Annotated in this window: 20 protein-coding genes; 15 read left to right on the plus strand and 5 right to left on the minus strand. The window is 60.0% G+C overall.

Annotated features, from left to right (window positions below):
- From JNM42_RS09805 to JNM42_RS09830, 6 genes are all read left to right on the plus strand, one after another.
- On the plus strand, positions 1 to 218 hold a 218-nt coding region (locus JNM42_RS09805; protein ID WP_294268799.1), incomplete at its 5' end, for a ketopantoate reductase C-terminal domain-containing protein.
- A 375-nt stretch (positions 219 to 593) separates the two neighbouring features.
- A complete protein-coding gene (locus JNM42_RS09810; RefSeq protein ID WP_294268840.1) occupies positions 594 to 1,247 on the plus strand; it encodes an ABC transporter ATP-binding protein in 654 nt (217 codons plus the stop codon).
- Positions 1,244 to 3,754 carry an ABC transporter permease gene (locus JNM42_RS09815; RefSeq protein ID WP_294268801.1) on the plus strand — a complete coding sequence of 837 codons (2,511 nt, stop codon included), beginning with the start codon at positions 1,244 to 1,246 and terminating at the stop codon, positions 3,752 to 3,754. The genes JNM42_RS09810 and JNM42_RS09815 overlap by 4 nt, the downstream gene beginning before the upstream one ends.
- A gap of 9 nt (positions 3,755 to 3,763) precedes the next feature.
- A complete protein-coding gene (locus tag JNM42_RS09820) occupies positions 3,764 to 4,843 on the plus strand; it encodes a lipocalin-like domain-containing protein (protein WP_294268803.1) in 1,080 nt (359 codons plus the stop codon).
- A gap of 140 nt (positions 4,844 to 4,983) precedes the next feature.
- Positions 4,984 to 5,919, plus strand: coding sequence for an HDOD domain-containing protein (locus tag JNM42_RS09825; protein ID WP_294268805.1), 936 nt, complete (start codon positions 4,984 to 4,986; stop codon positions 5,917 to 5,919).
- Between the two features lie 25 nt (positions 5,920 to 5,944).
- Complete coding sequence (locus tag JNM42_RS09830) at positions 5,945 to 6,280, plus strand: thioredoxin family protein (protein ID WP_294268807.1); 336 nt, start codon at positions 5,945 to 5,947, stop codon at positions 6,278 to 6,280.
- Between the two features lie 41 nt (positions 6,281 to 6,321).
- On the opposite strand, the gene JNM42_RS09835 is transcribed toward JNM42_RS09830, so the two are convergent.
- From JNM42_RS09835 to JNM42_RS09855, 5 genes are all read right to left on the minus strand, one after another.
- Positions 6,322 to 6,528 carry a heavy metal-associated domain-containing protein gene (locus tag JNM42_RS09835; protein WP_294268808.1) on the minus strand — a complete coding sequence of 69 codons (207 nt, stop codon included), beginning with the start codon at positions 6,526 to 6,528 and terminating at the stop codon, positions 6,322 to 6,324.
- Positions 6,529 to 6,540: 12 nt separating this feature from the next.
- The gene (gene ovoA / locus JNM42_RS09840; protein ID WP_294268809.1) at positions 6,541 to 8,649 is read right to left on the minus strand and encodes a 5-histidylcysteine sulfoxide synthase; all 2,109 of its coding nucleotides are present in this window, start codon (positions 8,647 to 8,649) and stop codon (positions 6,541 to 6,543) included.
- Between the two features lie 195 nt (positions 8,650 to 8,844).
- Positions 8,845 to 10,542 (minus strand): methyl-accepting chemotaxis protein, encoded by a 1,698-nt coding sequence (locus JNM42_RS09845; RefSeq protein ID WP_294268810.1) that lies wholly within the window; start codon positions 10,540 to 10,542, stop codon positions 8,845 to 8,847.
- A gap of 469 nt (positions 10,543 to 11,011) precedes the next feature.
- A complete protein-coding gene (locus tag JNM42_RS09850; RefSeq protein WP_294268812.1) occupies positions 11,012 to 12,391 on the minus strand; it encodes a sigma-54 dependent transcriptional regulator in 1,380 nt (459 codons plus the stop codon).
- Positions 12,388 to 14,154 carry a PAS domain-containing sensor histidine kinase gene (locus tag JNM42_RS09855; RefSeq protein WP_294268814.1) on the minus strand — a complete coding sequence of 589 codons (1,767 nt, stop codon included), beginning with the start codon at positions 14,152 to 14,154 and terminating at the stop codon, positions 12,388 to 12,390. Before JNM42_RS09855 ends, JNM42_RS09850 begins: the two co-directional genes overlap by 4 nt.
- 407 nt (positions 14,155 to 14,561) lie before the next feature.
- Between JNM42_RS09855 and JNM42_RS09860 the strand changes: the two genes are divergently transcribed.
- The 9 genes from JNM42_RS09860 to JNM42_RS09900 form a co-directional block, all read left to right on the plus strand.
- Positions 14,562 to 15,290 (plus strand): thermostable hemolysin, encoded by a 729-nt coding sequence (locus JNM42_RS09860; protein ID WP_294268816.1) that lies wholly within the window; start codon positions 14,562 to 14,564, stop codon positions 15,288 to 15,290.
- On the plus strand, positions 15,287 to 16,798 hold the full coding sequence (locus tag JNM42_RS09865) for an AMP-binding protein (RefSeq protein WP_294268817.1): 1,512 nt from the start codon (positions 15,287 to 15,289) through the stop codon (positions 16,796 to 16,798). Before JNM42_RS09860 ends, JNM42_RS09865 begins: the two co-directional genes overlap by 4 nt.
- A gap of 17 nt (positions 16,799 to 16,815) precedes the next feature.
- Entirely contained in the window at positions 16,816 to 17,475 is a 660-nt protein-coding gene (locus tag JNM42_RS09870) for an iron-containing redox enzyme family protein (RefSeq protein ID WP_294268820.1), read from the plus strand.
- Positions 17,472 to 18,278: an SDR family oxidoreductase gene (locus JNM42_RS09875; protein ID WP_294268824.1), complete on the plus strand. Its 807-nt coding sequence runs from the start codon at positions 17,472 to 17,474 to the stop codon at positions 18,276 to 18,278. The genes JNM42_RS09870 and JNM42_RS09875 overlap by 4 nt, the downstream gene beginning before the upstream one ends.
- Before the next feature lie 19 nt (positions 18,279 to 18,297).
- Positions 18,298 to 18,966, plus strand: a complete 669-nt coding sequence (locus JNM42_RS09880; protein WP_294268826.1) for a tetratricopeptide repeat protein — start codon at positions 18,298 to 18,300, stop codon at positions 18,964 to 18,966.
- Between the two features lie 17 nt (positions 18,967 to 18,983).
- Positions 18,984 to 19,106, plus strand: coding sequence for a hypothetical protein (locus JNM42_RS09885; RefSeq protein ID WP_294268829.1), 123 nt, complete (start codon positions 18,984 to 18,986; stop codon positions 19,104 to 19,106).
- Positions 19,107 to 19,204: 98 nt separating this feature from the next.
- Positions 19,205 to 19,660, plus strand: coding sequence for an ion channel (locus tag JNM42_RS09890; protein WP_294268831.1), 456 nt, complete (start codon positions 19,205 to 19,207; stop codon positions 19,658 to 19,660).
- A 235-nt stretch (positions 19,661 to 19,895) separates the two neighbouring features.
- On the plus strand, positions 19,896 to 20,909 hold the full coding sequence (locus JNM42_RS09895) for a peptidase U32 family protein (protein ID WP_294268834.1): 1,014 nt from the start codon (positions 19,896 to 19,898) through the stop codon (positions 20,907 to 20,909).
- A gap of 82 nt (positions 20,910 to 20,991) precedes the next feature.
- A partial coding sequence (locus JNM42_RS09900; RefSeq protein ID WP_294268837.1) for a U32 family peptidase occupies positions 20,992 to 21,502 on the plus strand: 511 nt, incomplete at its 3' end.

Here is a 21,502-nt window from a genome sequence, read left to right on the forward strand (position 1 = left end):
GTGTGCCGGGGGATACGTGGGAAGCGGTGCAGCGCATCGCGCGCACAATGCCGGCCCAGCTTTCATCGACCGCCCAGGACCTGGCGCGCGGCAAGCGCAGCGAGATCGACCATATCAACGGCCATGTGCTGCGTCAGGGCGAGGCGCTGGGTATCGCCACGCCGGTCAATCGCGTCCTGCATGCGGTGGTCAAGCTGCTCGAAATCCGTTCGGCGTAGATTGACCAATGACTAGGCAGAACGCGATTGCCAGTGCTTTAAGGAAATGCAGAATAAACGTCATACCGGCGGAAGCCGGTGTCCAGTGCCTTGACATTTCTGGCTCTGCATTCCCTGCGGTCAGATTCCGGGTAGCGCCGGAATGACGTTTTGATACATGTTCAGCGGCTCCATAAACGTGCCCAAAGGACATTCCTCAACGTGGCCCAAAGCCATGGTGGATAGAGAACACAAAACCGACAAGTGTACAAAATAATCGACTCACCCTTTGCTGTTTTCCCCGTGTTCTCCGTGTTCTCTGTGGTAAATCAGCTTCAAGATAGATATTTTTACGGACGCTCGGAACCGGGCGCAGGCAGACGCCTCTTACCTTCCATGCTCGAAATTGAAAACCTCTCGCGCCAGTTCAACGGGCGCATTGTCCTGCGTGACGTGTCGCTGCGCCTGCAGGCGGGCGAATACGTGGCCATCGTCGGCGAATCCGGCGTCGGCAAGTCCACGCTGCTCAACCTGATCGCCGGGCTGGACCGTCCCGACGGCGGGCGCCTGGCGCTCGACGGCAGCGACTACGCCCGGCTTGACGAGGATGCGCTGACCCGCCTGCGCCGCGACAAGCTGGGTTTCGTCTTCCAGGCTTTCCATATTCTGCCGCACCTCAGCTTGCGCCAGAACGTGGCGCTGCCGCTGTGGCTGCAGGGGCTCGACGGAGCGGCAGCCGATGCGCCGGCGCAGCAGGTACTCGATGCGGTCGGACTCGGCGATCGTTCCGCGAGCTGGCCGCGCGAGCTGTCCGGCGGCGAAATGCAGCGCGTGGCGATTGCGCGGGCGCTGGTGCATCGTCCGCGTCTGGTGCTCGCCGACGAACCTACCGGCAACCTGGACCCGGCCAACGGCGCGCGCGTACTGGCGCTGCTCGCGGAGCGCATCCGTCAGGCCGGCGCCATCGGTATCCTGGTCACTCATTCGCAGGACGCCGCAGCGACGGCGGATCGCATCCTGCATCTCACCGCCGACGGGCTGCACGCGTGAGGCTGGCGCCAGTCTTTCTCGGCTCGCTCGCCCGGCGGCGGGTGGCCACGCTGTTTTCCTTCGCCGCCATTGTCCTTGGCGTGGCCCTCGGCATGGCCGTGCAGGCGGTGCATGAGGCGGCGCTGTCCGAGTTCGGCCGCGGACTGCGCGCACTGGCCGGCGAGGCCGACCTGCAAGTGCTCGGGCCGCGTGGCGGCTTTGACGAAAACCTCTATGCGCAGCTCGCCGCCCGCAGCGAAGTGGCTGAAGCCAGCCCCGTCGTCGAGGTGCAGGCGAAAGTCGCGGGGCGCGAGGACACCCTGCAGGTTCTGGGTGTCGATGTCTTCACGCTGGCGCGCGTAACGCCGGCGCTGCTGCCCAGAGTCGTTGAAATACCGGAAGCGGTTCAAGGTTCGGGGCGCTTCGCTACGCTGGCCGACGACACGCTCTTTCTCAGCACAGCGGCGCAAAGCGCCTTCGGCGTAAAGCCTGGCGACAGCCTGCGCGTGCAGGCCGGCACCCGGACAGTGAAGTTGCAAATCGCCGGCGACTTGCCCGGCGCAGACGAAAACCGCCGCCTTGCGGTGATGGACATCGCCGCCGTGCAGAAGCACTTCGCCCGGCTCGGGCGGTTGACGCGCATCGATCTGCGCCTGGACGCCGGGGTGGTGCCCGAGACGGCGCGCACCGGCCTGCAGGCCTTGCTGCCCGCCGGGGTAGTGATCGAAGCGCCGGAAACGGCCGCGAACCAGGCCGCCAATCTGTCGCGCGCCTACCGCGTCAATCTGACCATGCTGGCGGCCATGGCGTTGCTGACCGGCGGCTTTCTCGTTTTCTCGGCGCAGGCGCTGTCGGTGGTGCGGCGGCGCACCGAATTCGCCTTCCTGCGCGCCATCGGGCTGGCCCGCAAGCAACTTTTCGCCTGGCTGCTGGCCGAGGGCGCGCTGGTCGGGCTGGCCGGGGGCGTGGTCGGTGTCGCCCTCGGTCATGGCCTGGCCTGGGCGATGCTGGCGCTGCTCGGCGGCGATCTCGGTGCCGGCTACTTTTCCGGCTTGCAGCCGCAACTTCAGTTTCAGCCCGAGGTAACGGCAATTTACGTTGCGCTCGGCGTACTCGCCGGGGTCGCCGGCGCCTGGCTGCCGGCACGCGAGGCGGCCACCGTGTCGCCGGCACAGGCGCTGAAGGCCGGTGACGAGGCGGCGCTGCTCGGCGGTCGCGGGCATCCGGCACTGGGCCTGGGGTTGCTGTTGGCCAGCCTGGCCGCGTGCCGGATTCCGCCGCTCAACGGCCTGCCGCTGGGCGGTTATCTGGCCATCGCCTGCCTGCTGGCGGGGAGCGTGATGCTGTTGCCGGCGGTGGCTTCCGGCCTGGCCTGGCTGCTGCCGGAGCGCGGGCCGGTCGCGTCCCGCCTGGCCACCGCCCGCCTCGCTGCCGCACCGGGGCACGCCGTGGTGGCAGCGGCCGGGGTGCTGACCAGCGTTGCGCTGGCGGCGGCGATGGCGATCATGGTGGCCTCCTTCCGCGATTCGGTCGACCAGTGGCTGACCCAGATCCTGCCCGCCGACCTGTACCTGCGCGCGAGTTCGGCACAGACCAGCGGCTATCTGGATGAAGCCCTGCAGGCCCGGATTGCCGCCGTGCCAGGTGTTGGCAACGTCAGTTTCACTCGCCACGAGAACCTGCGAGTGGCTGCCGGGCAGGCACCGATCTCCCTGATTGCGCGGCCGGTTTCTGCCGACGGGCATGAGTTGCCGCTGGTCGGCGCCACCCGGTTCGGCGCCGGCGAGCCGGCAATCTGGATTTCCGAAGCCATGCACGATGTCTACGGCTGGCGGCCCGGCCAGCGCGTCGAACTGCCGCTCGCCGGGCGCCCGGTGCCGGTACACGTAGCCGGCGTCTGGCGCGACTATTCACGCCAGACCGGAGCGGTTTTGATCGATCTTGCCGACTATCGCCGCCTCACCGACGACCGGCTGGCCAATGACGCAGCAATAAAACTCGCGACCTCGGCCACGGCGACCGAGGTGGCCGCCGCGCTCAAGGCCACCGGCAGCGCAGGGGCGCTGGAGATCGCCTACCCCGGCGAGATTCGCGCCATCAGCCTGCGCATCTTCGACCGCACCTTCGCCGTCACCTATCTGCTGGAGGCGGTTGCGGTGATCATCGGCCTGGCCGGCGTGGCGGCCAGTTTCGCGGCGCTGGCGGCAGCGCGGCGGCGCGAGTTCGGCATGCTCCGCCATCTCGGCCTGACGCGCCGCCAGATCGGCTGGATGCTCGCCCAGGAGGGGGCGCTGGCGGCTGGTGTCGGCGTGCTCGGCGGGCTGCTGGCTGGCAGTGCCATCGGGCTGGTGCTGATCGAGGTGGTCAATCGGCAAAGCTTCCACTGGAGCATGGATGTGCACGTTCCGTGGGGCTCGCTGACCCTGTTCGCCGCCGGCCTGATCGCCCTGGCGGCGCTGGCCGCCGTGCTCGCCGGGCGCCAGGCGATGCGCCAGGACGCGGTGCTCGCGGTCCGCGAAGACTGGTAATGAGCGGCCATGAATAAGCGCACTTTCCTCCTGGCTTTGGCCAGCCTGCTCGTAAATGCGCGGATCAGTGCCGCCGCAGCGCCCGAGTTTGCTCCGGTGCTTGCTGGCCGCTCGCTGGTCTTCCCTTTTGATCACGGCGCGCACCCCGATTTCCGTACCGAGTGGTGGTACGCCACCGGCTGGCTGAGCTTGCCGGACGGCAGCCCGCTCGGTTTCCAGAGCACCTTCTTCCGCGTGCGCACCGGTGTTGGCGAGGGCAATCCGAGCGCCTTTGCACCGCGTCAGTTGATCCTCGCCCACGCGGCCATTGCCGACCCGCGCCTTGGCCGCCTGCGCCACGAACAACGCGCTGCCCGCGTCGGCTTTGGCCGCGCCGGCTTCGCCACCGGGCAGACCGGGGTGTGGATCGGCGACTGGCGTTTCGAGCAAAGCGAGGGGCGTTATCAGGCGACAGTTGCCGGCGAGGATTTCGCTTACGCGCTGTCGCTGACCGCAGAGGGCCCACCGGTGCTCAACGGTGACGCCGGGTTCAGTCGCAAGGCTCCCGATCCACGCCACGCCAGCTATTACTACAGCCGCCCGCAACTCAAGGTAAGCGGAACGGTGACCCTGGACGGCCGCACGCAGCCGGTCACCGGCCAGGCCTGGCTGGACCACGAATGGTCGAGCGAACTGCTGCCTGATACTGCCCAGGGTTGGGACTGGATCGGTCTGAATCTTGACGAGGGCAGCGCCCTGATGGCCTTCCGCCTGCGCGGCAATGATGGAAGCCCGCTGTGGTCCGCCGCCACTTTCAGCCACGGCGCAGGCCGTGCGCAGGTGCTGTCTCCGGATGCCGTCGCCTTTGCCCCCCTGCGCCAGTGGCGATCAACGCGTACTGGAATCACCTACCCGGTCGAATGGCGCGTCCGCATTGGCACGCGAGACCTCCACCTGCAAGCCCTGATCGACGACCAGGAACTCGACAGCCGTCGCTCGACGGGCGCCGTGTATTGGGAAGGCGCGGTGCGGGTGTCCGAAGACGGTCGCGAAATCGGGCGCGGCTATCTTGAAATGACCGGGTATGGCGAAAAAATCAGGATCGGATGATGACTTGCCGGATTGATTGCTCAGGCCTATCCACCTGTCGTGCATCCCTGAGCCGTTCCTGATGTTAGACTCTTCGAAACTTAGAGGGAGACCTTGAGTTTCCTGTTCATTACCTTCGTTTCAACCAGAAGCCATCGATCATGAATACGAGCCGGGAATCGAGCCCAGATACGGGCCAAGAAGCAGACAAAGCAACTGAAGACAAAAAGGTCGTCGAAAATGTCGCTGACAAGGTCGGCGAAGCTCTCAACGCCCAGCGTTTCCAGATGCTCGAGGATATCGCCCGTGAGCTGGCCGGCGAGGTGGTCTTTCCCACCTCCTTCGAGGCCGCCATCCGCTTGCGCAAGGCCTTGCTGAATTCAAACCTGCCCATTCCGCGCATTGCCAGCATCGTCAGCGTCGAACCGCTGGTAGCCGCCAAACTGATTCACCTGGCCAATTCCGTCCTGTACAGTCCCGACGGCACACCGGCCCGGGATCTCCAGGCCGCCATCAGCCGCCTCGGTGTCAATCTGGTACGCACAACAGCGCTGGCTATCGCCATGAGCCAGCTCATGCGCTCCAAGGAAATGGCGATCTTCACCGACTTTACCCAGGCCCTCTGGGCGCATACGCTCAAAACGGCAGCGGCCGCCCGCATCCTGGCTCGCACCCAAACCCGGATCAATCCGGACGAAGCCCTGCTGGCGGGTCTGGTGCACGACCTCGGCGCCTTCTACATGCTTTACCGTGCCGCCCAGTACCCGGAATTACGCACCCGTCCGGAAACCGTGAAGTACCTCATCATTCAGTGGCACGAAGGCATCGGGGTTACGCTACTTAATGCACTTGGGATACCAGAGGACATCGTCAACGCCACCATCGACCACGAGCAGCCACGAGCTGCACCGGAATCGATGCGCACGCTGGCCGACATCGTGTATGTCGGAAACATCCTTGCCGGCACCCATTTCGAACGGCTCTATCAGGACCTCGACCCGGATGCCGGCGAGGCAGGCATCATCCGTCAGAAGTACGCCGATCTCCTGCCGGAAATTGAAACCGAAACGCAGGAAATGCAGGCCATATTTGCCTGACATTGCCACCGGCGCAGGAGAACGCATGGAACGGCACGACAACTATCCGGCAATCGAACCGTCGCGTAGCGAGATCGATGCCATCGACAAACCCTTCGTCATCGAATTCGGCACCGACTGGTGTGGCCATTGCATGGCCGCACAGCCCTTGATTGCCTCGGCCTTGGCCCGTCATCCCCGGCTCCGCCACATCAGGATTGAAGATGGCCCTGGACGCCGTCTGGGGCGCTCGTTCCGCGTAAAACTGTGGCCGACGCTGATTTTCATGCGCCAGGGCCAGGAAGTCGAGCGCCTGGTGCGGCCCACTGATTCGAGAATGATTGAACAGGCGCTGGCACAGATTGAGCAGGGCACCGAATGACCGACCCATGCTCTATGTTCGGGAACTGACCACCCTGCAGTTCAGCAAGCAGCCTCATAGCCGGCGTCCACGACGGCCTGGAGAATATCGTCCGGGCTGACAAAGCGGCCATGCTCGACACATGCTTCGCCTTTCTCCAGAGACACCTCGAGGTGACCGATGCCTGGCAGATCCTGGATCGCGTTGGCGACGAGACGCACGCATTGCTCGTCTTTCATGCCGCTGATTCTGATAGTGATGGTTTCCATGACATCTTCCTGTTATCGACGCTCCCAGATGCTCACTTCAGAAAGCGTGTGCTGAAATTTCCGCCGCGTTTCACGAATGACAAAGGGAACGGACAGGGGCCCGCGCAGCAGCCTGAAGTGCTTGCCGAGAATAGCTTTGAGACCGTCGAGGGTAGTGAAATTCTCGCCGTCCTTTTTGAATCCGCCGATCCATGCTTCGCGTTTGGTGTGTTCCGGCAACCAGGTATAGGGCGAAGCGATCAGCAGCACGCCTCCGGGATTGAGACGCTGGTGAACCGTTTCAAGGAATTTTATCGGGCTGTACAGGCGATCGATCAGATTGGCGGCAAGAATCAGGTCGTAACCGGTAAAAACCGGCTTGAGATTGCAGGCGTCACCTTGGAAGAATTCGACTTTCTGCGCGACGTGATCAAGCCCGAGCTCAGCGAGACTGCGCTCCTTGTAGGCGACCAGTTCACCTTCCTCGACCAGCGTGTAGCGCAACCTGCCCTGCTCGGCAAGGCGGACGCCCAGGCTGATGAAGCGTGCAGAAAAATCGATACCGGTGACCTGCTCGAAATGAAGAGCCAGTTCAAAGCTGGCGCGCCCGGTGGCACAACCCAGATCGAGCGCCTTTCCTGCCGGTTTGTCGCCCATCGCGGCAATGGCCAGTCGGGCCAGCGCGCGCGGGAAATTGGGCACTTCGAAGTACTCGTCGCCGTAATGGAATTCGGCATACTCGGAAACCAGCCGATCGGTTTCGTAGTGCGAGGCCTCGCTGGTAGCCGGCGCATCGGAGACGACGTAGCGCAATCCGGCATGCTGGAAGAAATGACGACGGAAGGCGTAACGTGACGTCGGCAGCGCTTCATTGCCACAGGCAATCCACGATCCGCCCTTGATCACGTTGTGGCGCTCGTCAAAGGTCGGGGTCGTGAAGTCATCGTAGACCGGATGCACCTCGAAACCCGCGAAGGGATATATCGGTGTCTCGGTCCACTGCCAGACGTTGCCGATCACGTCGAAAAGCGGGCCATGCGCGAACTGGTTGACCGGGCATGAAGAAGCGTAATGGTCGAGTTCGATGTTTGCCGGCGCCGGGTACTCGGACGGAAGCTCATTGATGCCGGCAAACCTGCTGAGGGCCTGCCATTCGTTCTCCGTCGGCAGACGCACGGACTGGCCGCTGACGCGCGCCTTCCACCGGCAGAATGCCTTGGCCTCATGGTAATTGGTTTCGACCGGCCAGTTCCACGGCATCGGCACTTCTTCAAGCATCAGGCGCAAGCGCCATTGCGCGTCGTCCCTGACCCAGAACGTAGGGTGTTGAGCCTGTGTAAATTTTAGCCAGCCGGCGCCTTCTTCGAGCCACAGTGACTCGTCGGAATAACCTCCGGCTTCGACGAAAGCCAGGAACTCCCGATTGGAAACCAGATAGCGGCTGGCCTGGAAAGGAGCCGTCGAGGCCTCATGGCTACCGAATTCGTTGTCCCAGCCGTACACCGATTCGCCTCGCTCCCTGCCGACGCGAAACTGCTCTGGCGGAATGGTAACCAGTTCGTTATGCGGTGCCTCTGCAGCGGCCCGGCAAGGTTCCCAGGCGGGGTGCGGCGCAACGTATTTCAGCAGGTGCTGACGAATCAGCACCGACGAGGTTTCCAGATGAATGCGCTCATGCTCGATTCCCATCAGGATAATCCACCACGGGTGATCCCAGCCGATGGGCAGCGTTAGCGCCTGGGTCCGAATCAGTTGCTCGACCGTAGCACGCACAGCCTGGCGATAGGCCTTCACCTCATCTATGCGGGGCCACTCGTAGCGCGCTTCACTGAGGTCATCCCAACTCATTTCGTCGACGCCAATGGCGAACATCGACTCGAACTCCGGGTTGATGCGTTTCTCGATCAAGCCGGCCAACAGCAGCTTGTTGATGAAAAAAGTAGCGGTATGGCCAAGGTAGAAAATCAGGGGGTGGCGCAAGGCGATGGGCTTGACGAAGTAAGCCTCGGCACTGGTCAGAACTTCGAACAATTTTTCGTAGCGGTCAAATGTAGCGCGAAAAAAGTCGAGGATCTCCGTGCGTTTCTGCTCGGCATCGGCACCAGCCAACAGCGGCGATCGTGGAAATATTGGGCGTTGCATGCGGAATCGGGCTTTCTACAGAAGTGTGGTGCGCGGGTGATGCCCCGAAGGAAATTCTATTCGGGGCTTAACGCCAACCTGAGCAACGGGAATGTATGCGCAGCGAATCCCGTGGGACAGTACCGGTTACAGGGCCTTGGCAAGCAAGCGAACCGGCAAGATTATACTTTTTTTCGCTGTCATCTCTCAGCAGGCTCAGACCTCGGTCTTGTAGCCAATGCGGAAACCGCCCCAGTGCCGATTCTTGACATACACCGGAGCCGAGATGTCATGCATGATCTCTCCGGTATCGCGACGATAGGTCTGCAACAGGAAAGGCTGTTCGTGATCACCGCAACGGCGGCCAACCGGATCGTCAAACATCCGCTTGGTACGGTTGTTTACGAAATCGATCTTTTCGTCGCCGGTCAGCGGCTGAGAGAATTTTTTGTTGTGTGTAGGCACATAACCTTTCCGGTCGCACACAATACCATAGACAATCCACTTGTTCTGGTCCAGCAACTGCTCTTGCACCGAAGTCAGCGTCTGATCGGCGAAGTCGTCATAACGGGTCTTGAATTTTTGCGGCTTGGTGTTCGCGATCGGCTGGTACTTGTCGTCAAACAGATCTTCAATTTTGATCCGCCCCGAATCAACAGCCTTGTCGAGAACCTGGCTGATCGCCTGTGCCGTGCGCTTGACGATTTCGGGCATCTTGGCGTGCGTTTCAAGCGCCTTGTCACCGGCCGGACCCAACTTGAAAACGTTGCCGATTTCCTTCAGGTTAGCCGCCAGATAATCCAGATGGCTGGCCTCGCTGAGGGCATTTCCGGCCTCGGCGCTGTTGGTTTCGGCCATTTTCATGATGCGTGCCACATGCTCGGCAATGGTCTGGCCGGCCCTGCTCTGCTGAGCGACTGCCGAGGCGATGGCATCAACCTTTTCCATCGTCACGCGCGCGCCGCTGTTGATTCGCTCAAGCGAAGTGGCGGCCTGCTGGGCAAGACCGGCGCCATTTTTGGCTTGCCCGGTGCCGGCTTCGATACTGACAATCGCACTTTGCGTCTCGCCCTGAATCGCACTGATCATCTGGCTGATTTCGCCAGTTGCCTTGGCGGTGCGTTCGGCAAGCTTGCGCACTTCGTCAGCGACGACGGCAAATCCACGCCCCTGCTCGCCGGCCCGCGCTGCTTCAATGGCTGCATTGAGTGCCAGCAGATTGGTCTGATCGGCAATTTCGCGAATGGTCTGAACGATGCCACTGATCGCCTTCGAGCGCTCACCCAGTGCATGAACGACCTGCGCCGACTGGGTCACCGAGGTCGAAATCCGTTCCATTTCAGCCGACGCGTTGTGCACTATCGTCATCCCCTCTGCCGAGAGATTGCTGGAGGACTCCGACAGGCCGGCCGTCTCGCTTGCATTCTGGCTGACCTGATTCATGTTTTCAGTCAATTGTGACATGGCGCTGGCTGTCGCCAGTGCCGCGTCGCGCTGCTGGTTGGATCCCGCAGCGACACGATTGGCTTCGCCAATCAGCTTCTGGGAAGCGTGGGCGACTTCGACCGAGTTGAAAAAAACCTTGCCGATGATTGTCTGAAAACTTTCCACCAGCCTGTTGAATTCTGACGCAGTCCTGGAGATTTCGTCACCACCTTCAACCATGGCACGCTGCGTCAGGTCGCCATCCAGATACATGCGCCCGATCGCTCCTCGCAGCAAATTCAGGCGCCGTACCAATCCACTTTCAAGCAGCAGGCCGAGGATGACGGCGACAACCGCCAGCATCCCCAGTGCAATGCCCCAGCCCTGCATTCCACCACCAAAAACGTTGACGGCCAGCCAAGCCAGCAACGCGGCCGCCGCGACCTGCAGCAGCATCGCCGCACGAATCTTCCAAGCCACTCCATTCATTTTCATCCTCCGTAATCATTATATTTATCAACGGATAACAGTCTAAGGCTGATCTTGCAATCACCGGCAAGTATTTTGATGAGTCAGTGATGTCCAGCACCGGCCTGATTGTGCCCCTTACAGTGTCTGGGCCAGTGTCCTGTTGCCTGCACCTGCCGGATCGTGCGCCATCATACGCATGCCAAACGCCGAATCATCCTGGTTATCGAGCAGAATATTTTGAATTCAACGCACGCTCCGGGAGTATCTCCGAGCGAGGCCACCCCGGTCAATCGCCTGTCCTAAAAAAGTGCCCAAGCATACAGCACACGCCAATACTGTAAGTAAAAAACAACCAGGGGGAAAATTCTGCTGTGCCGTGGGGATTTACTGCACTGCACATTCCCATTTGCGAGATTTCGTCTTTCGCGGGTAGGGCGAACTCCGAAATCGGGGTCTGATGAGTCTTCCACTTACGCTCAGATGTCAATCAGGATGGATTCTGCTCGGGACGATATTTTTTCAGCTTGTACCACAGGGTCCGTTCGCTGATCTCCAGCAATGCCGCCGCTTTGGCCTTGTTGCCTGCGGCCATTGCCAAGGCGTTATCGATCAGGTGAGCTTCGAGGTCTTCGACCGCCTGATTCAGGGATCGAACCGTGCTGAGGCCTGCGGCGGGCAAGTCAGGTCGTGTCGGTTTGGCTTCAGCCGCCAGGGGCGGGAGCAGAAAATGCTGTTCGTTCAGCAGCCCGCCACCACTAAGGATGACGGCTCTTTCGACCATGTTTTCAAGTTCACGGACGTTGCCCGGCCAGGGATAGGCGACAAGTTGTTCAAGCGCTTTCGCAGTTAACCGGGTATCCGTCGTCGAATGACCCTGTTTGACTATAAAGTGATCGACTAGGCCAGCGATGTCGTCCACCCGCTTGCGCAGGGGTGGCAATTCGATGGAGAACACGTTGACACGGTAGTAGAGATCTTCACGCAATTTTCCGGTACGCACACCTTCCAGAGGATCACGATTGGTTGCGGCAATGACCCGGATGTCGAGTTTGATGACGCGGTTACCCCCCAGTCGCTCGATGGTGTTCTCCTGGAGAACACGCAGCAGCTTGGCCTGCAGGGGCATTGGCATTTCGGTTAATTCATCAAGAAAGATCGTTCCACCGTCGGCCAGTTCGAATTTTCCGACGCGATCCTTGATGGCTCCGGTAAATGCCCCCTTCTCATAGCCGAACAGTTCGCTTTCCAGGATGTCGGCCGGAATCGCCGCACAATTGATCGGAACAAAGAGTTTGTCGCGGCGTGGCGAGGCATTGTGGATGGCTCGTGCCGCCAGTTCCTTGCCGGTTCCCGTTTCGCCGGTAATCAGTACCGAGGCCTTGCTCGGACCAACCCGCCGGATCAGTTCGTATACCGATTGCATGGCCACGCTGGTGCCGATGAAGGCATCCCAGCCGCGATCGATCTCCTGTTTCAGGAAGGTGTTTTGCCGCGTCACTTCAACACTGCTTAGCGCCCTCTTGACGGCAAGTTCGAGCACGTCAATGTCGAACGGTCTCAGGATGTAGTCGCAGGCCCCTTGTTTCATCGCCGCCACGGCGGTTTCTATCGTGCCATGTGCGGTGATGACCACCACCGGGACATCCGAATCCTGCGCACGCAGGCTGGCCAGCAGCCCGATACCGTCCATTTCGGGCATGCGCAGATCGGTGATGACGAGATCGACAGTATGGGCCTGAAAATGGGCAAGGGCTTCGCGCCCATTTCCGGCGGTGAGAACCCGGTGCCCCATCTTCTGCAACATGATTTCAAGGACACGGCGCATCTTCGGTTCATCGTCTACAACGAGAATCTGTCTGTCTTTCATGCTTCACCCGATTGCTTGCGGGGCAGACGGATGCGGAACAGTGCACCCCCCAACTTGCTTTCAGTCGCCTCAATATCGCCGCCATGCGAACTGACAATTTGCTGAACGATGGCCAACCCGAGGCCGATGCCGCCTTCCCGCTTGAAGAAGAAAGCCTCGAAGACCCTGGCCCGTTCCTGCGGATCGATACCTGGACCATCATCGGCAATATCGATGCAGAAGTAGTGCTCGTCATCGCGTGTAGCCATTACGATGTGGCCCCCGTGGTCGAGTATCTGCAAACCGTTCATCAGAAGATTGAGCAGGACTTGTGTAATCTGTTCCTCATCGCACTCGACCACCGGTTTGGCGGCCAGGAAAGACCGGGTAACGACAACCTGTTTCTTCTGCAACTGACCGCCCAGCATGGAAACGCTCTGCTCAATCAGCGCATGGAGATCAACGTCGCCATAGGACGGGGCACGCGGTCTGGCGGTATCGAGCATCGCCGATACCAGGCGATTGAGGCGCTCGGTTTCGCTGTCAATAAAACCGGCCAGCTCGCGCCCCTCTTCGCTGATGCCGGTTTCTCGCTGCAGCATCTGGGCCGAAGAGCGGAGAATGCCGAGCGGTGTCCTTACCTCGTGCGCAATCACTGAGGCCATCTCTCCGACCACGGCAAGCTTCGAAGCGCGGAGCAGATTCTGCTGAGACTGATCAATGTCACGAACCATCTTGACAAAGGACTCGGTCAGTTCGCCCACTTCGCCCCCTTTGGCGCTGGGAGGCGACTGCAATATCTTGTTGCGCATGTATCCTCTGGCGAATCGCGTCAGCGCAGTGATCGGCCGGGCGATTATTGTGCTGACCCTGGTGGCTACGGGAAATGTCAGGAGAATGATGAGCGCGAGCAGACCGAGAAAGAAAACGGCCATGCGATGAACGGGTTTGAGCGCCTGGTCCACGGGCTGGATAATCACCGTCGTCCAGCCGAAACCGGCGAATTTCTCATAACCGCGAGATGGTGCAGTACCGACAATGACTTCGGAATCAAAGGCAGGCGCCCCTGCCCGTACAAACGGTGTTTTCCCGGTAACCAGATTTCTCCAGTCAGCAAGCGCGTTGTCAAACAAAAGGCCACGCTCGCGAAGATCTTTGGTGGCCGCGATCAGTTTGCCTTCCCTGTCCAGAATGGCGAGGGTGCGACCGCCGCCACTGGCCGCCTGATCGAGGACGTCGTAAACCTCTGACCAGTCGAAGGTCAGCAGCAAGTGGCCGAGCCTTTTTCCTGTGACAGAGGAGGTCACCGATGCGCGCATGAGTAATGCGCCACCTTCCTCCTCCGTGGGTGATTCAAGTTCAACATTTGTACCGGAAATGGAAACATCAAGCCAGGCCGGCTTGTTCTCCACCCGCAAACCAAGCTGAGCAGCATCGCTACTGCTGACGATCCGGCCCTCCTGGTTAACACAGGAGAAATTGATGTAAAAGTCCTTGTAACCGGAATGCAGATCGACAAGGAAGCGGGAGAGTCGCTGGTCAGCATCGTTACTACTGATCTCCTGCATGATCTCGAGACGACTCCAGGTAGCAGCGTTCAGCAGGCGCTCGAACATCATCTTGTCGATGTAGGCGGCGACCCCCTCAGCCTGGATTTTAAGATTGAGCCTGATTTCCGCCTGTACTACATCTCGCGCCTGGACAAAAGCCAGGCTGGCCAGAAGAACGGCAGGCAAAAGGCCGACGCAGAGAAATGCAGCGAGAAGTGTCTTGCGAATGTTCACTGAGGAATGGTGACCGGATGAATGTCTGGAATGTTCTGAATGAGGCCGTGGCGTTTCATTGATTTTGTCATACGCTATTCTGTTCCACTCTGTTTGATATTGACAGGCCTACAGGCTCCGACTGAGGAACAATTCCACCACTGCACGTGCAGTTGCGCAATGATCTACGCTGATTTGCACGTCTGCACGAGGTAATCGGCCACTGCAAAATTGGTGGACAAAGCTTGCAGTGACAAATGACTGTATTGCTCGACGGACTCTTGAGCAAAAGCCATAAATCGCTATTTTTCCCTATATAAACAAAGTGTTGCGCAAAATAATCGGATTGACATGGTAACTGGCACCGATATTGCGATTCCCTTGCTGTCTCCCTGTGGCCCTGGCCATAACCACCGCAAAGGAACACCATGTCATCCCTGCCAAACACGCTCATGTCGCCGATTGAAATCCGGGCTTCGCTGCACGGTTTGCTCACCTTTCTTTTCCCGCCGGGAAAATTTTCCAGCGGTGAATATTGCGCAAGCACCCGAACCGCAGTCACCCCGGAATTCGAACTGTTCGAGCATGTCGGTGCCGGGCGAGCTGACGTTGAAAAATTCATCAGCCAACGTTTTGCCGAGAGTTTCGGCTCGCGTGTTGAAGCGTTCATGCCGCGCCTGTTCAGCCTGCGCAACCGGGAGGGTGATATCTGCGGCGCTTTCGGCTTGCGCTCTGCCAATCAAAAACTGTTTCTTGAACAGTATCTCGATACGCCGGTCAATAGAACAATTACAACCTGTACCGGCAGTCATGTTGAACGCCGTAGCATAGTCGAAGTCGGTCACTTTTCAGGCAAATTCCCTGGCGTCGTTCGCGCCATGATTGGGCTGCTGACAGAGCGCCTGCATCATGAAGGCTTTGCGTGGGTTGTGTTTACCGGAACTGCGAACCTGCGCAACGCCTTTACGCGCATGGGTCTGTCGCCGATCGATATTCAGGCGGCTACGGTTGACCGACTGCCTGTTGAGGAGCGTGCGGCCTGGGGACAATATTACGAACATGCTCCGCGCGTACTCATCGGCAATATCCAGAAAGGCTACCGGGCAATGCATCGCCAAGCCTTGCCGGACCGTCTGCGCTCAGGGAGTATTTCATGAGCCGGATCATTGCGGCCTTGCAGCGACATGCTTCCAGCAATCCGCTGAAAGTCGCCTTGCAGGATGACAACAGTACGCTGACTTATGGCCAGCTGCTGGTCGAAATCGAGCGCCTGTCCAAACTACTGCTGGAGGGTAGAGCGCGTGCCGCAGGGGGAGATGGCGCGCCACGCCCCATCGCCATCCTGGCCGATAACGGGAATGCCTGGGCGCTGGCGGATCTTGCGGCAAATGCAGCAGGGATACCGGTCATTCCCTTGCCGCCCTTCTTCTCGGCGGCACAGATTGCCCACGTGATCAGTACCTCGGGTATCGATCAGGTGCTGACCGATCAGGCTCCGCGTCTGATCGCCGCATCAGGCCAGGCAGACTTGCCTGCCGAACCATTTTACGGGAACTTGCAGCGAGTTCGTCTGCCCGCCACTACACGTGCCGTATTGCTTCCCTCAGGCACCGACAAGGTGACCTTCACATCGGGAACGAGCGGAGAGCCGAAAGGCGTCTGTCTGGGGCTTGCCACGATGGAAACCGTTGCCGAATCGCTCGGACTGGCCAGTGCAGCTTCCCGTGGCGACAGGCATCTTTGTCTTCTGCCTCTGGCAACGCTACTGGAGAACATCGGCGGCCTCTACGTGCCCTTGCTGGCCGGGGCGACGATTTGCCTGCCCGGGCTGACCAATGTCGGCTTGACCGGCAGTTCCGGACTTGATGCCGGACGCATGATCGCTGCGCTGAGTGACTGGCAGGCCAGTACCGCGATCATGGTTCCCCAGATGTTGCAGGCGATGGTTGCCGCAGGCCAGGCCGGTGTCAGACTGCCACGCAGCTTGCGTTATATCGCGGTCGGCGGTGCCCCGGTCTCGTCAAGCCTGCTTGAGCAGGCCAGGGATCTTGGTCTGCCAGTTCATGAAGGCTACGGTTTGTCGGAATGTGCCTCCGTCGTCGCCGTCAATCGGCCGGGAGATAGTCGCATCGGCAGCGTCGGCAAACCTTTGCCGCATGTACGGATCGACTTTGCCGACGATGGTGAAATCCTGATTTACGGAATCCGGTGGAACGGCTACCTGGGTGATCGTGTATTGCCGCAAACGTGCGATTTCATTGCCACCGGCGATCTTGGCTACCTGGATGCAGACGGCTTTCTTTTTCTGAGCGGGCGCAAGAAGAACATTTTCATCACCTCGTTCGGACGCAACGTCGCGCCCGAATGGGTGGAAGTCAATCTGGTGACGCAGGCCGGCATTGCCCAGGCCGCCATCTTCGGCGAAGCCAGACCGTTCAACAGCGCGGTGATCGTGCCGCAACCGGGGACATCGCCAGCGGCCATCGAAGCCGCGCTGGACAAGGCCAACCGGCAGCTTCCCGACTACGCACAGGTGCGCGCTTGGATACCCGCCATGGAGCCCTTTACGTTGGGCAACGGGATGTCGACAGCGAACGGTCGTCTGCGACGAACTGAAATATTCGGGAAGTACGCCTCCCGGATCAATGCCTTGTATCAACCTTGAATCGGACCTGGAACCCCATGAACTTTTACCAACAACTGCAGCAAGCCACCGCCGGCGAACGAGCCAGCCTGCTTTCAACCCCATTGATTACGGCCGCCATGGCCGGCCGGGTCAAGCGGCAGCATTACCTCGATTTTCTCAGCCGTGCCTATCACCACGTCAAGCATACCGTCCCGCTGCTCATGGCCTGCGGTGCGCGGCTGCCCGACCGGCAGGACTGGCTACGTAGTGCCGTTGCCCACTATATCGAGGAAGAGATTGGCCATCACGAGTGGATCCTCAACGACATCGCAGCCGCCGGTGGCGATGCCGAGGCGGTCAGAGCCAGTCAGGCCGATTTCGATACCGATCTCATGGTCGCCTACGCCTACGACACAGTCATGCGGCGCAATCCGGTCGGGCTATTCGGAATGGTTTATGTGCTTGAAGGCACCAGCGTCAGCCTCGCTGCAAACGCGGCGGGAGCCCTACAACTCGCCCTTGATTTGCCGCGCAGCGCCTTTTCCTACCTGAGCAGCCATGGCGCGCTTGACATCGAACATCTCGGGGATTTCGAGCAACTGGTCAACCGCCTTGAAACAGCGGCTGACCGCGAAAGCGTCGTGCGTAATGCACAAACCTTTTTCCGCCTTTATGGCAATGTCCTGCGCAGCATCGATCTCGGGGAGGAAGCATGAATCTTGCCGGCAGCACGGTATTGGTCACCGGAGCCAGTGGTGGCATTGGCGGCGCCATTGCCCGCCAGCTTGCCCAGCGCGGTGCTTCGCTGATCCTGGTCAATCGCGACGGCGAAAAGCTGGAGCAACTGGTCACCGAACTGAGAACTTCAGGAACCCGGGTCGTTCCGCTGGTCGGCGATCTCGCCATGCCCGGCGAACCCGCCCGCCTGGTCGAGGAGGCTCTCGACCAGGCCGGTGCCATCGATATCCTGATCAATTGTGCCGGTGTCCAGAATTTCGGTTTTTTTGCCGAGGAAACCCCCGCTGACACGGCAACGCTGTTCACTATCAATACCATCGCGCCGATCGCCCTGATCAATGCCGCTCTGCCGCACATGCTGAAGCGAGGAAAGGGGAAGATCGTCAATGTCGGATCGATTTTCGGCTCGATCGGTTTTCCGTGTTTCGCATCCTACTCGGCCAGCAAGTTTGCTCTGCGCGGTTTTTCCGAAGCACTGAGGCGCGAACTGGCGGGAAGCGGTGTCGGCGTCACCTATGTGGCGCCACGTTTTACCCGAACCGCTTTCAACCGCAGCGTCGTTGCCCGCATGGCGAAGGCCTTGAAAATGAATCAGGACGAACCGGAAATCGTCGCCGCCAGCGTCATCGCCAGCATCGAGCAGGATGGCCATGAGCGCTACCTCGGTTGGCCCGAGAAGCTTTTCGTACGCATCAATTCAATTCTGCCGCGCCTCGTCGACCAGAACCTGATGAAACAGGTTGACCTGATGCGACCGTTTGCCACTGAAGTATCCCCTTAACTCTTTATTGGAGAAAGCAATGACCCGCAAATCAATCGCCACCTTTTTTCTTATCGCCACCCTGAACGTTGCCGGCCACGCCGCGCAGCCTAACCTGGATGAATCGATCGCCGATCTCGGCCATCACTGGGCAAAGGTCTCCTACCAGACCCCCGATTCCGAAAAGGAAGCCGCATTCCGCACGTTGATTGCCAATGCACAGCAGGTATCGCAGTCCTTTCCCGATCGGGCCGAGCCCTTGATCTGGCAAGCCATCGTTCTGGCCAGCGCAGCAAAGGCCGAAGGTGGATTGGGCGCCCTGGGCAAAGCCAAGGAGGCACGTGACTTTCTGCTGGCTGCCGAAAAAATCAATCCGAATGCTCTGGACGGCTCGGTATACAACTCGCTGGGCAGTCTATACGCCAAGGTTCCGGGATGGCCGATCGGGTTCGGTGACAAGAGGAAGGCCAGGGACTATTTTGAAAAAGCGCTGGCCATCAACCCGAACGGGATCGACCCCAATTACTTTTACGCCGATCTGCTCGCCGACCAGGGCGAATATGCCAAGGCCGCCGACCATCTGAAGCGTGCCCTGGCCGCACCGGCACGCGCCGGTCGCGAAGATGCCGACAACGGTCGTCGTCAGGAAGCGATGCGTTTGCTGGAGAATATCAAGCAAAAGCATGGTGAGCAGTTGGCCAGCAAGTAACTTCAGCGAGGGGATCGATGATGAACACATATACCGACTTGATCGATTTGATCTGCTGCCAGATCTTCGGCATTACCAGCGTTGGTGGCGGGCTATGGTATTACTGGAACCTGGCCATTTCTTCCCGCTTGCTGCTGTGAATCCACGCTCTGCAGCCTATGGCGCAAGTCGCCATGGGTTGCGGTAATCTGCGGCAGTGAAGCGTGCGGCCAGTCCCAGAAAGGAGCTGACTCTACTCATGTTATTCGTCCTCTTTGCCTGCGCTCTGCTATTGGTCGGAACGACCTTGCTGCACTATGAAGTTTTACGCGTCCTGAATACGGGTCTCCCCGCACTCGGCATTCCGAATCGAAGCAAGCTGTTAGTTGTCATCCTGGTCACTTTCCTCGCCCATGCGACAGAGATGGCCATGTATGGAGGAGCGCTTTACCTTCTGGTCACCTGGCTGGGTGTGGGCAATCTTTCGGGCACGACAGGTTTCTCGCTTACAACGTACATGTACTTTTCCGCCGAAACCTACACCTCCCTGGGCTTCGGAGACCTCACCCCGACCGGGCCTGTGCGACTGCTCGCAGGAATCGAGGCGCTCAATGGCCTCCTTCTTATAGGCTGGAGCGCCTCGTTCACCTACATTTCCATGGAACGCTTCTGGGTTATCAACTCACCTAGCGAGGAGAAGTCAGACCGGCCGTGAAACTATCCGATCCTGGCTCGGCATGTCGTGGAAACGAGTATCCATTGACCTCTCCAGAGGTATGTGTTGTAACAGCCCAAGACTGCGCCTTGCAGCCGTGTCGTTTGTCCATCTCGCGGTTTTTCCAGCAACCAGGCAGAAGAACCTGCTTGAAAATAAGCTTCAGAATTGATGAATATCATGCGGCACGGACGCCCGCTCGGTATACTTGCGGCTTCGCACCGAGAGAATTTACATGAGGCAGCAAAAAATACCCGAACTCGTTTGCCCTGCCGGCAGTCTGCCGGCGCTCAAGGCGGCGGTCGACAACGGCGCCGATACGGTCTATATCGGCTACCGGAACGATACCAACGCGCGCAATTTCGCCGGCCTGAACTTCGACCACAAGGCGATGGTCGAGGGTATCTGCTACGCCCACAAGCGTGGCAGACATGTGCTGATGGCGATCAACACCTTTCCGCAACCGGGTCGCGAGGCGGACTGGCACCAGGCCGTCGATGGCGCCGCCGATCTGGGCGTCGATGCGGTGATCCTGGCCGACATCGGGCTGCTCGACTACGCCAGCAAGCGCCACCCCGACTTGCGTCTGCACCTCTCGGTGCAGGGCTCGGCGACCAGCTATGAAGCGGTAAATTTCGCGCATCGCGAGTTTGGAGTTCGGCGTGCGGTGCTGCCTCGCGTGCTGACGCTGGCGCAAGTCGAACTGGTGATCAAAAACACGCCGGTCGAAATCGAGGTCTTCGGCTTCGGCAGCCTGTGCGTGATGAACGAGGGGCGCTGCTGGCTGTCGTCCTACGCCACCGGCGAGTCGCCCAATACCGTCGGCGCCTGTTCGCCGGCCAAATACGTCAAGTGGGAGAAGTCGCCGGGGCAGATGTCCACCCGCCTCAACGGCATCCTGATCGACCGCTGCGCCGACAACGAAGCCGCCGGCTACCCGACGCTGTGCAAGGGCCGCTTCGAGGTTAACGGCGAAACCTATTACGCGCTGGAAGAACCGACCAGCCTGAACGTGATCGAGATACTGCCGGAGATCGCCAGGATCGGCGTATCCGCGATCAAGGTCGAGGGGCGCCAGCGCAGCCCGACCTACGTCGCGCAGGTCACACGCACCTTGCGCGCCGCGCTAGATGCGCTTGCCGGCGACAGTGAGCATTACCATGTGCAGCCGGCCTGGCAGGCCGATCTGGCCAGGGTTTCCGAAGGCAACCAGGCTACCCTGGGCGCCTATAACCGACCCTGGCGCTGATTTTTTATCCGCTGACGAGACAGAGAAAAGCATCATTCGAGATTTTGAATCTCCGCGATCTCTGCGTTAAATGAGGTTTTTAATGAAACTCGCTTTAGGCCCGCTGCTTTACTTCTGGCCGAAACACGAAGTGCTCGAGTTCTACGCCGGGATGGTGCAGATCGACGCCATCGACATCATTTACGTCGGCGAGGTGGTCTGCTCGCGCCGTCAGCAACTGCGCGTGAGCGACTGGATCGGTCTGGCGCGCGACCTGGCCGACGCCGGCAAGGAGGTTGTCGTTTCAGCACAAGCCCTGCTTGAATCGGAAAGCGATCTCAAGACCTTGCGCCGCCTCATGGATGAGGCGGGCTGCAAGGTCGAGGCCAACGATCTGGGCGCGGTGAATATTGCCGCCGGACGCCCTTTTGTTGCCGGGCCGCATCTGAACATCTATAACGCGGCGACGCTGGCGACCTTTGCCCGCTATGGCCTGCAACGCTGGGTGCCGCCGCTGGAGGCGGACCGCCGCTTGATCGAAATACTGCACAACAGCCGCCCGGCGGGCGTCGAAACCGAGGTGTTCGTCTATGGCAAGCTGCCGCTCGCCTTCT

It is taken from the genome of Propionivibrio sp. (genome assembly GCF_016790145.1).
Lineage (GTDB): Bacteria > Pseudomonadota > Gammaproteobacteria > Burkholderiales > Rhodocyclaceae > Propionivibrio.

What these genes read in the sequence shown, in the direction of transcription:
- JNM42_RS09835 (WP_294268808.1), bottom strand. Translation starts at nt 6,528, where the DNA reads ATGGAAACCATCACTATCAGAATCAGCGGCATGAAAGACGAGCAATGC.
- JNM42_RS09825 (WP_294268805.1), top strand. Translation starts at nt 4,984, where the DNA reads ATGAATACGAGCCGGGAATCGAGCCCAGATACGGGCCAAGAAGCAGAC.
- JNM42_RS09885 (WP_294268829.1), top strand. Translation starts at nt 18,984, where the DNA reads ATGATGAACACATATACCGACTTGATCGATTTGATCTGCTGCCAGATC.
- JNM42_RS09865 (WP_294268817.1), top strand. Translation starts at nt 15,287, where the DNA reads ATGAGCCGGATCATTGCGGCCTTGCAGCGACATGCTTCCAGCAATCCG.
- JNM42_RS09875 (WP_294268824.1), top strand. Translation starts at nt 17,472, where the DNA reads ATGAATCTTGCCGGCAGCACGGTATTGGTCACCGGAGCCAGTGGTGGC.
- JNM42_RS09890 (WP_294268831.1), top strand. Translation starts at nt 19,205, where the DNA reads ATGTTATTCGTCCTCTTTGCCTGCGCTCTGCTATTGGTCGGAACGACC.
- JNM42_RS09895 (WP_294268834.1), top strand. Translation starts at nt 19,896, where the DNA reads ATGAGGCAGCAAAAAATACCCGAACTCGTTTGCCCTGCCGGCAGTCTG.
- JNM42_RS09850 (WP_294268812.1), bottom strand. Translation starts at nt 12,391, where the DNA reads ATGAAAGACAGACAGATTCTCGTTGTAGACGATGAACCGAAGATGCGC.
- JNM42_RS09860 (WP_294268816.1), top strand. Translation starts at nt 14,562, where the DNA reads ATGTCATCCCTGCCAAACACGCTCATGTCGCCGATTGAAATCCGGGCT.
- ovoA (WP_294268809.1), bottom strand. Translation starts at nt 8,649, where the DNA reads ATGCAACGCCCAATATTTCCACGATCGCCGCTGTTGGCTGGTGCCGAT.
- JNM42_RS09870 (WP_294268820.1), top strand. Translation starts at nt 16,816, where the DNA reads ATGAACTTTTACCAACAACTGCAGCAAGCCACCGCCGGCGAACGAGCC.
- JNM42_RS09820 (WP_294268803.1), top strand. Translation starts at nt 3,764, where the DNA reads ATGAATAAGCGCACTTTCCTCCTGGCTTTGGCCAGCCTGCTCGTAAAT.
- JNM42_RS09810 (WP_294268840.1), top strand. Translation starts at nt 594, where the DNA reads ATGCTCGAAATTGAAAACCTCTCGCGCCAGTTCAACGGGCGCATTGTC.
- JNM42_RS09845 (WP_294268810.1), bottom strand. Translation starts at nt 10,542, where the DNA reads ATGAATGGAGTGGCTTGGAAGATTCGTGCGGCGATGCTGCTGCAGGTC.
- JNM42_RS09880 (WP_294268826.1), top strand. Translation starts at nt 18,298, where the DNA reads ATGACCCGCAAATCAATCGCCACCTTTTTTCTTATCGCCACCCTGAAC.
- JNM42_RS09830 (WP_294268807.1), top strand. Translation starts at nt 5,945, where the DNA reads ATGGAACGGCACGACAACTATCCGGCAATCGAACCGTCGCGTAGCGAG.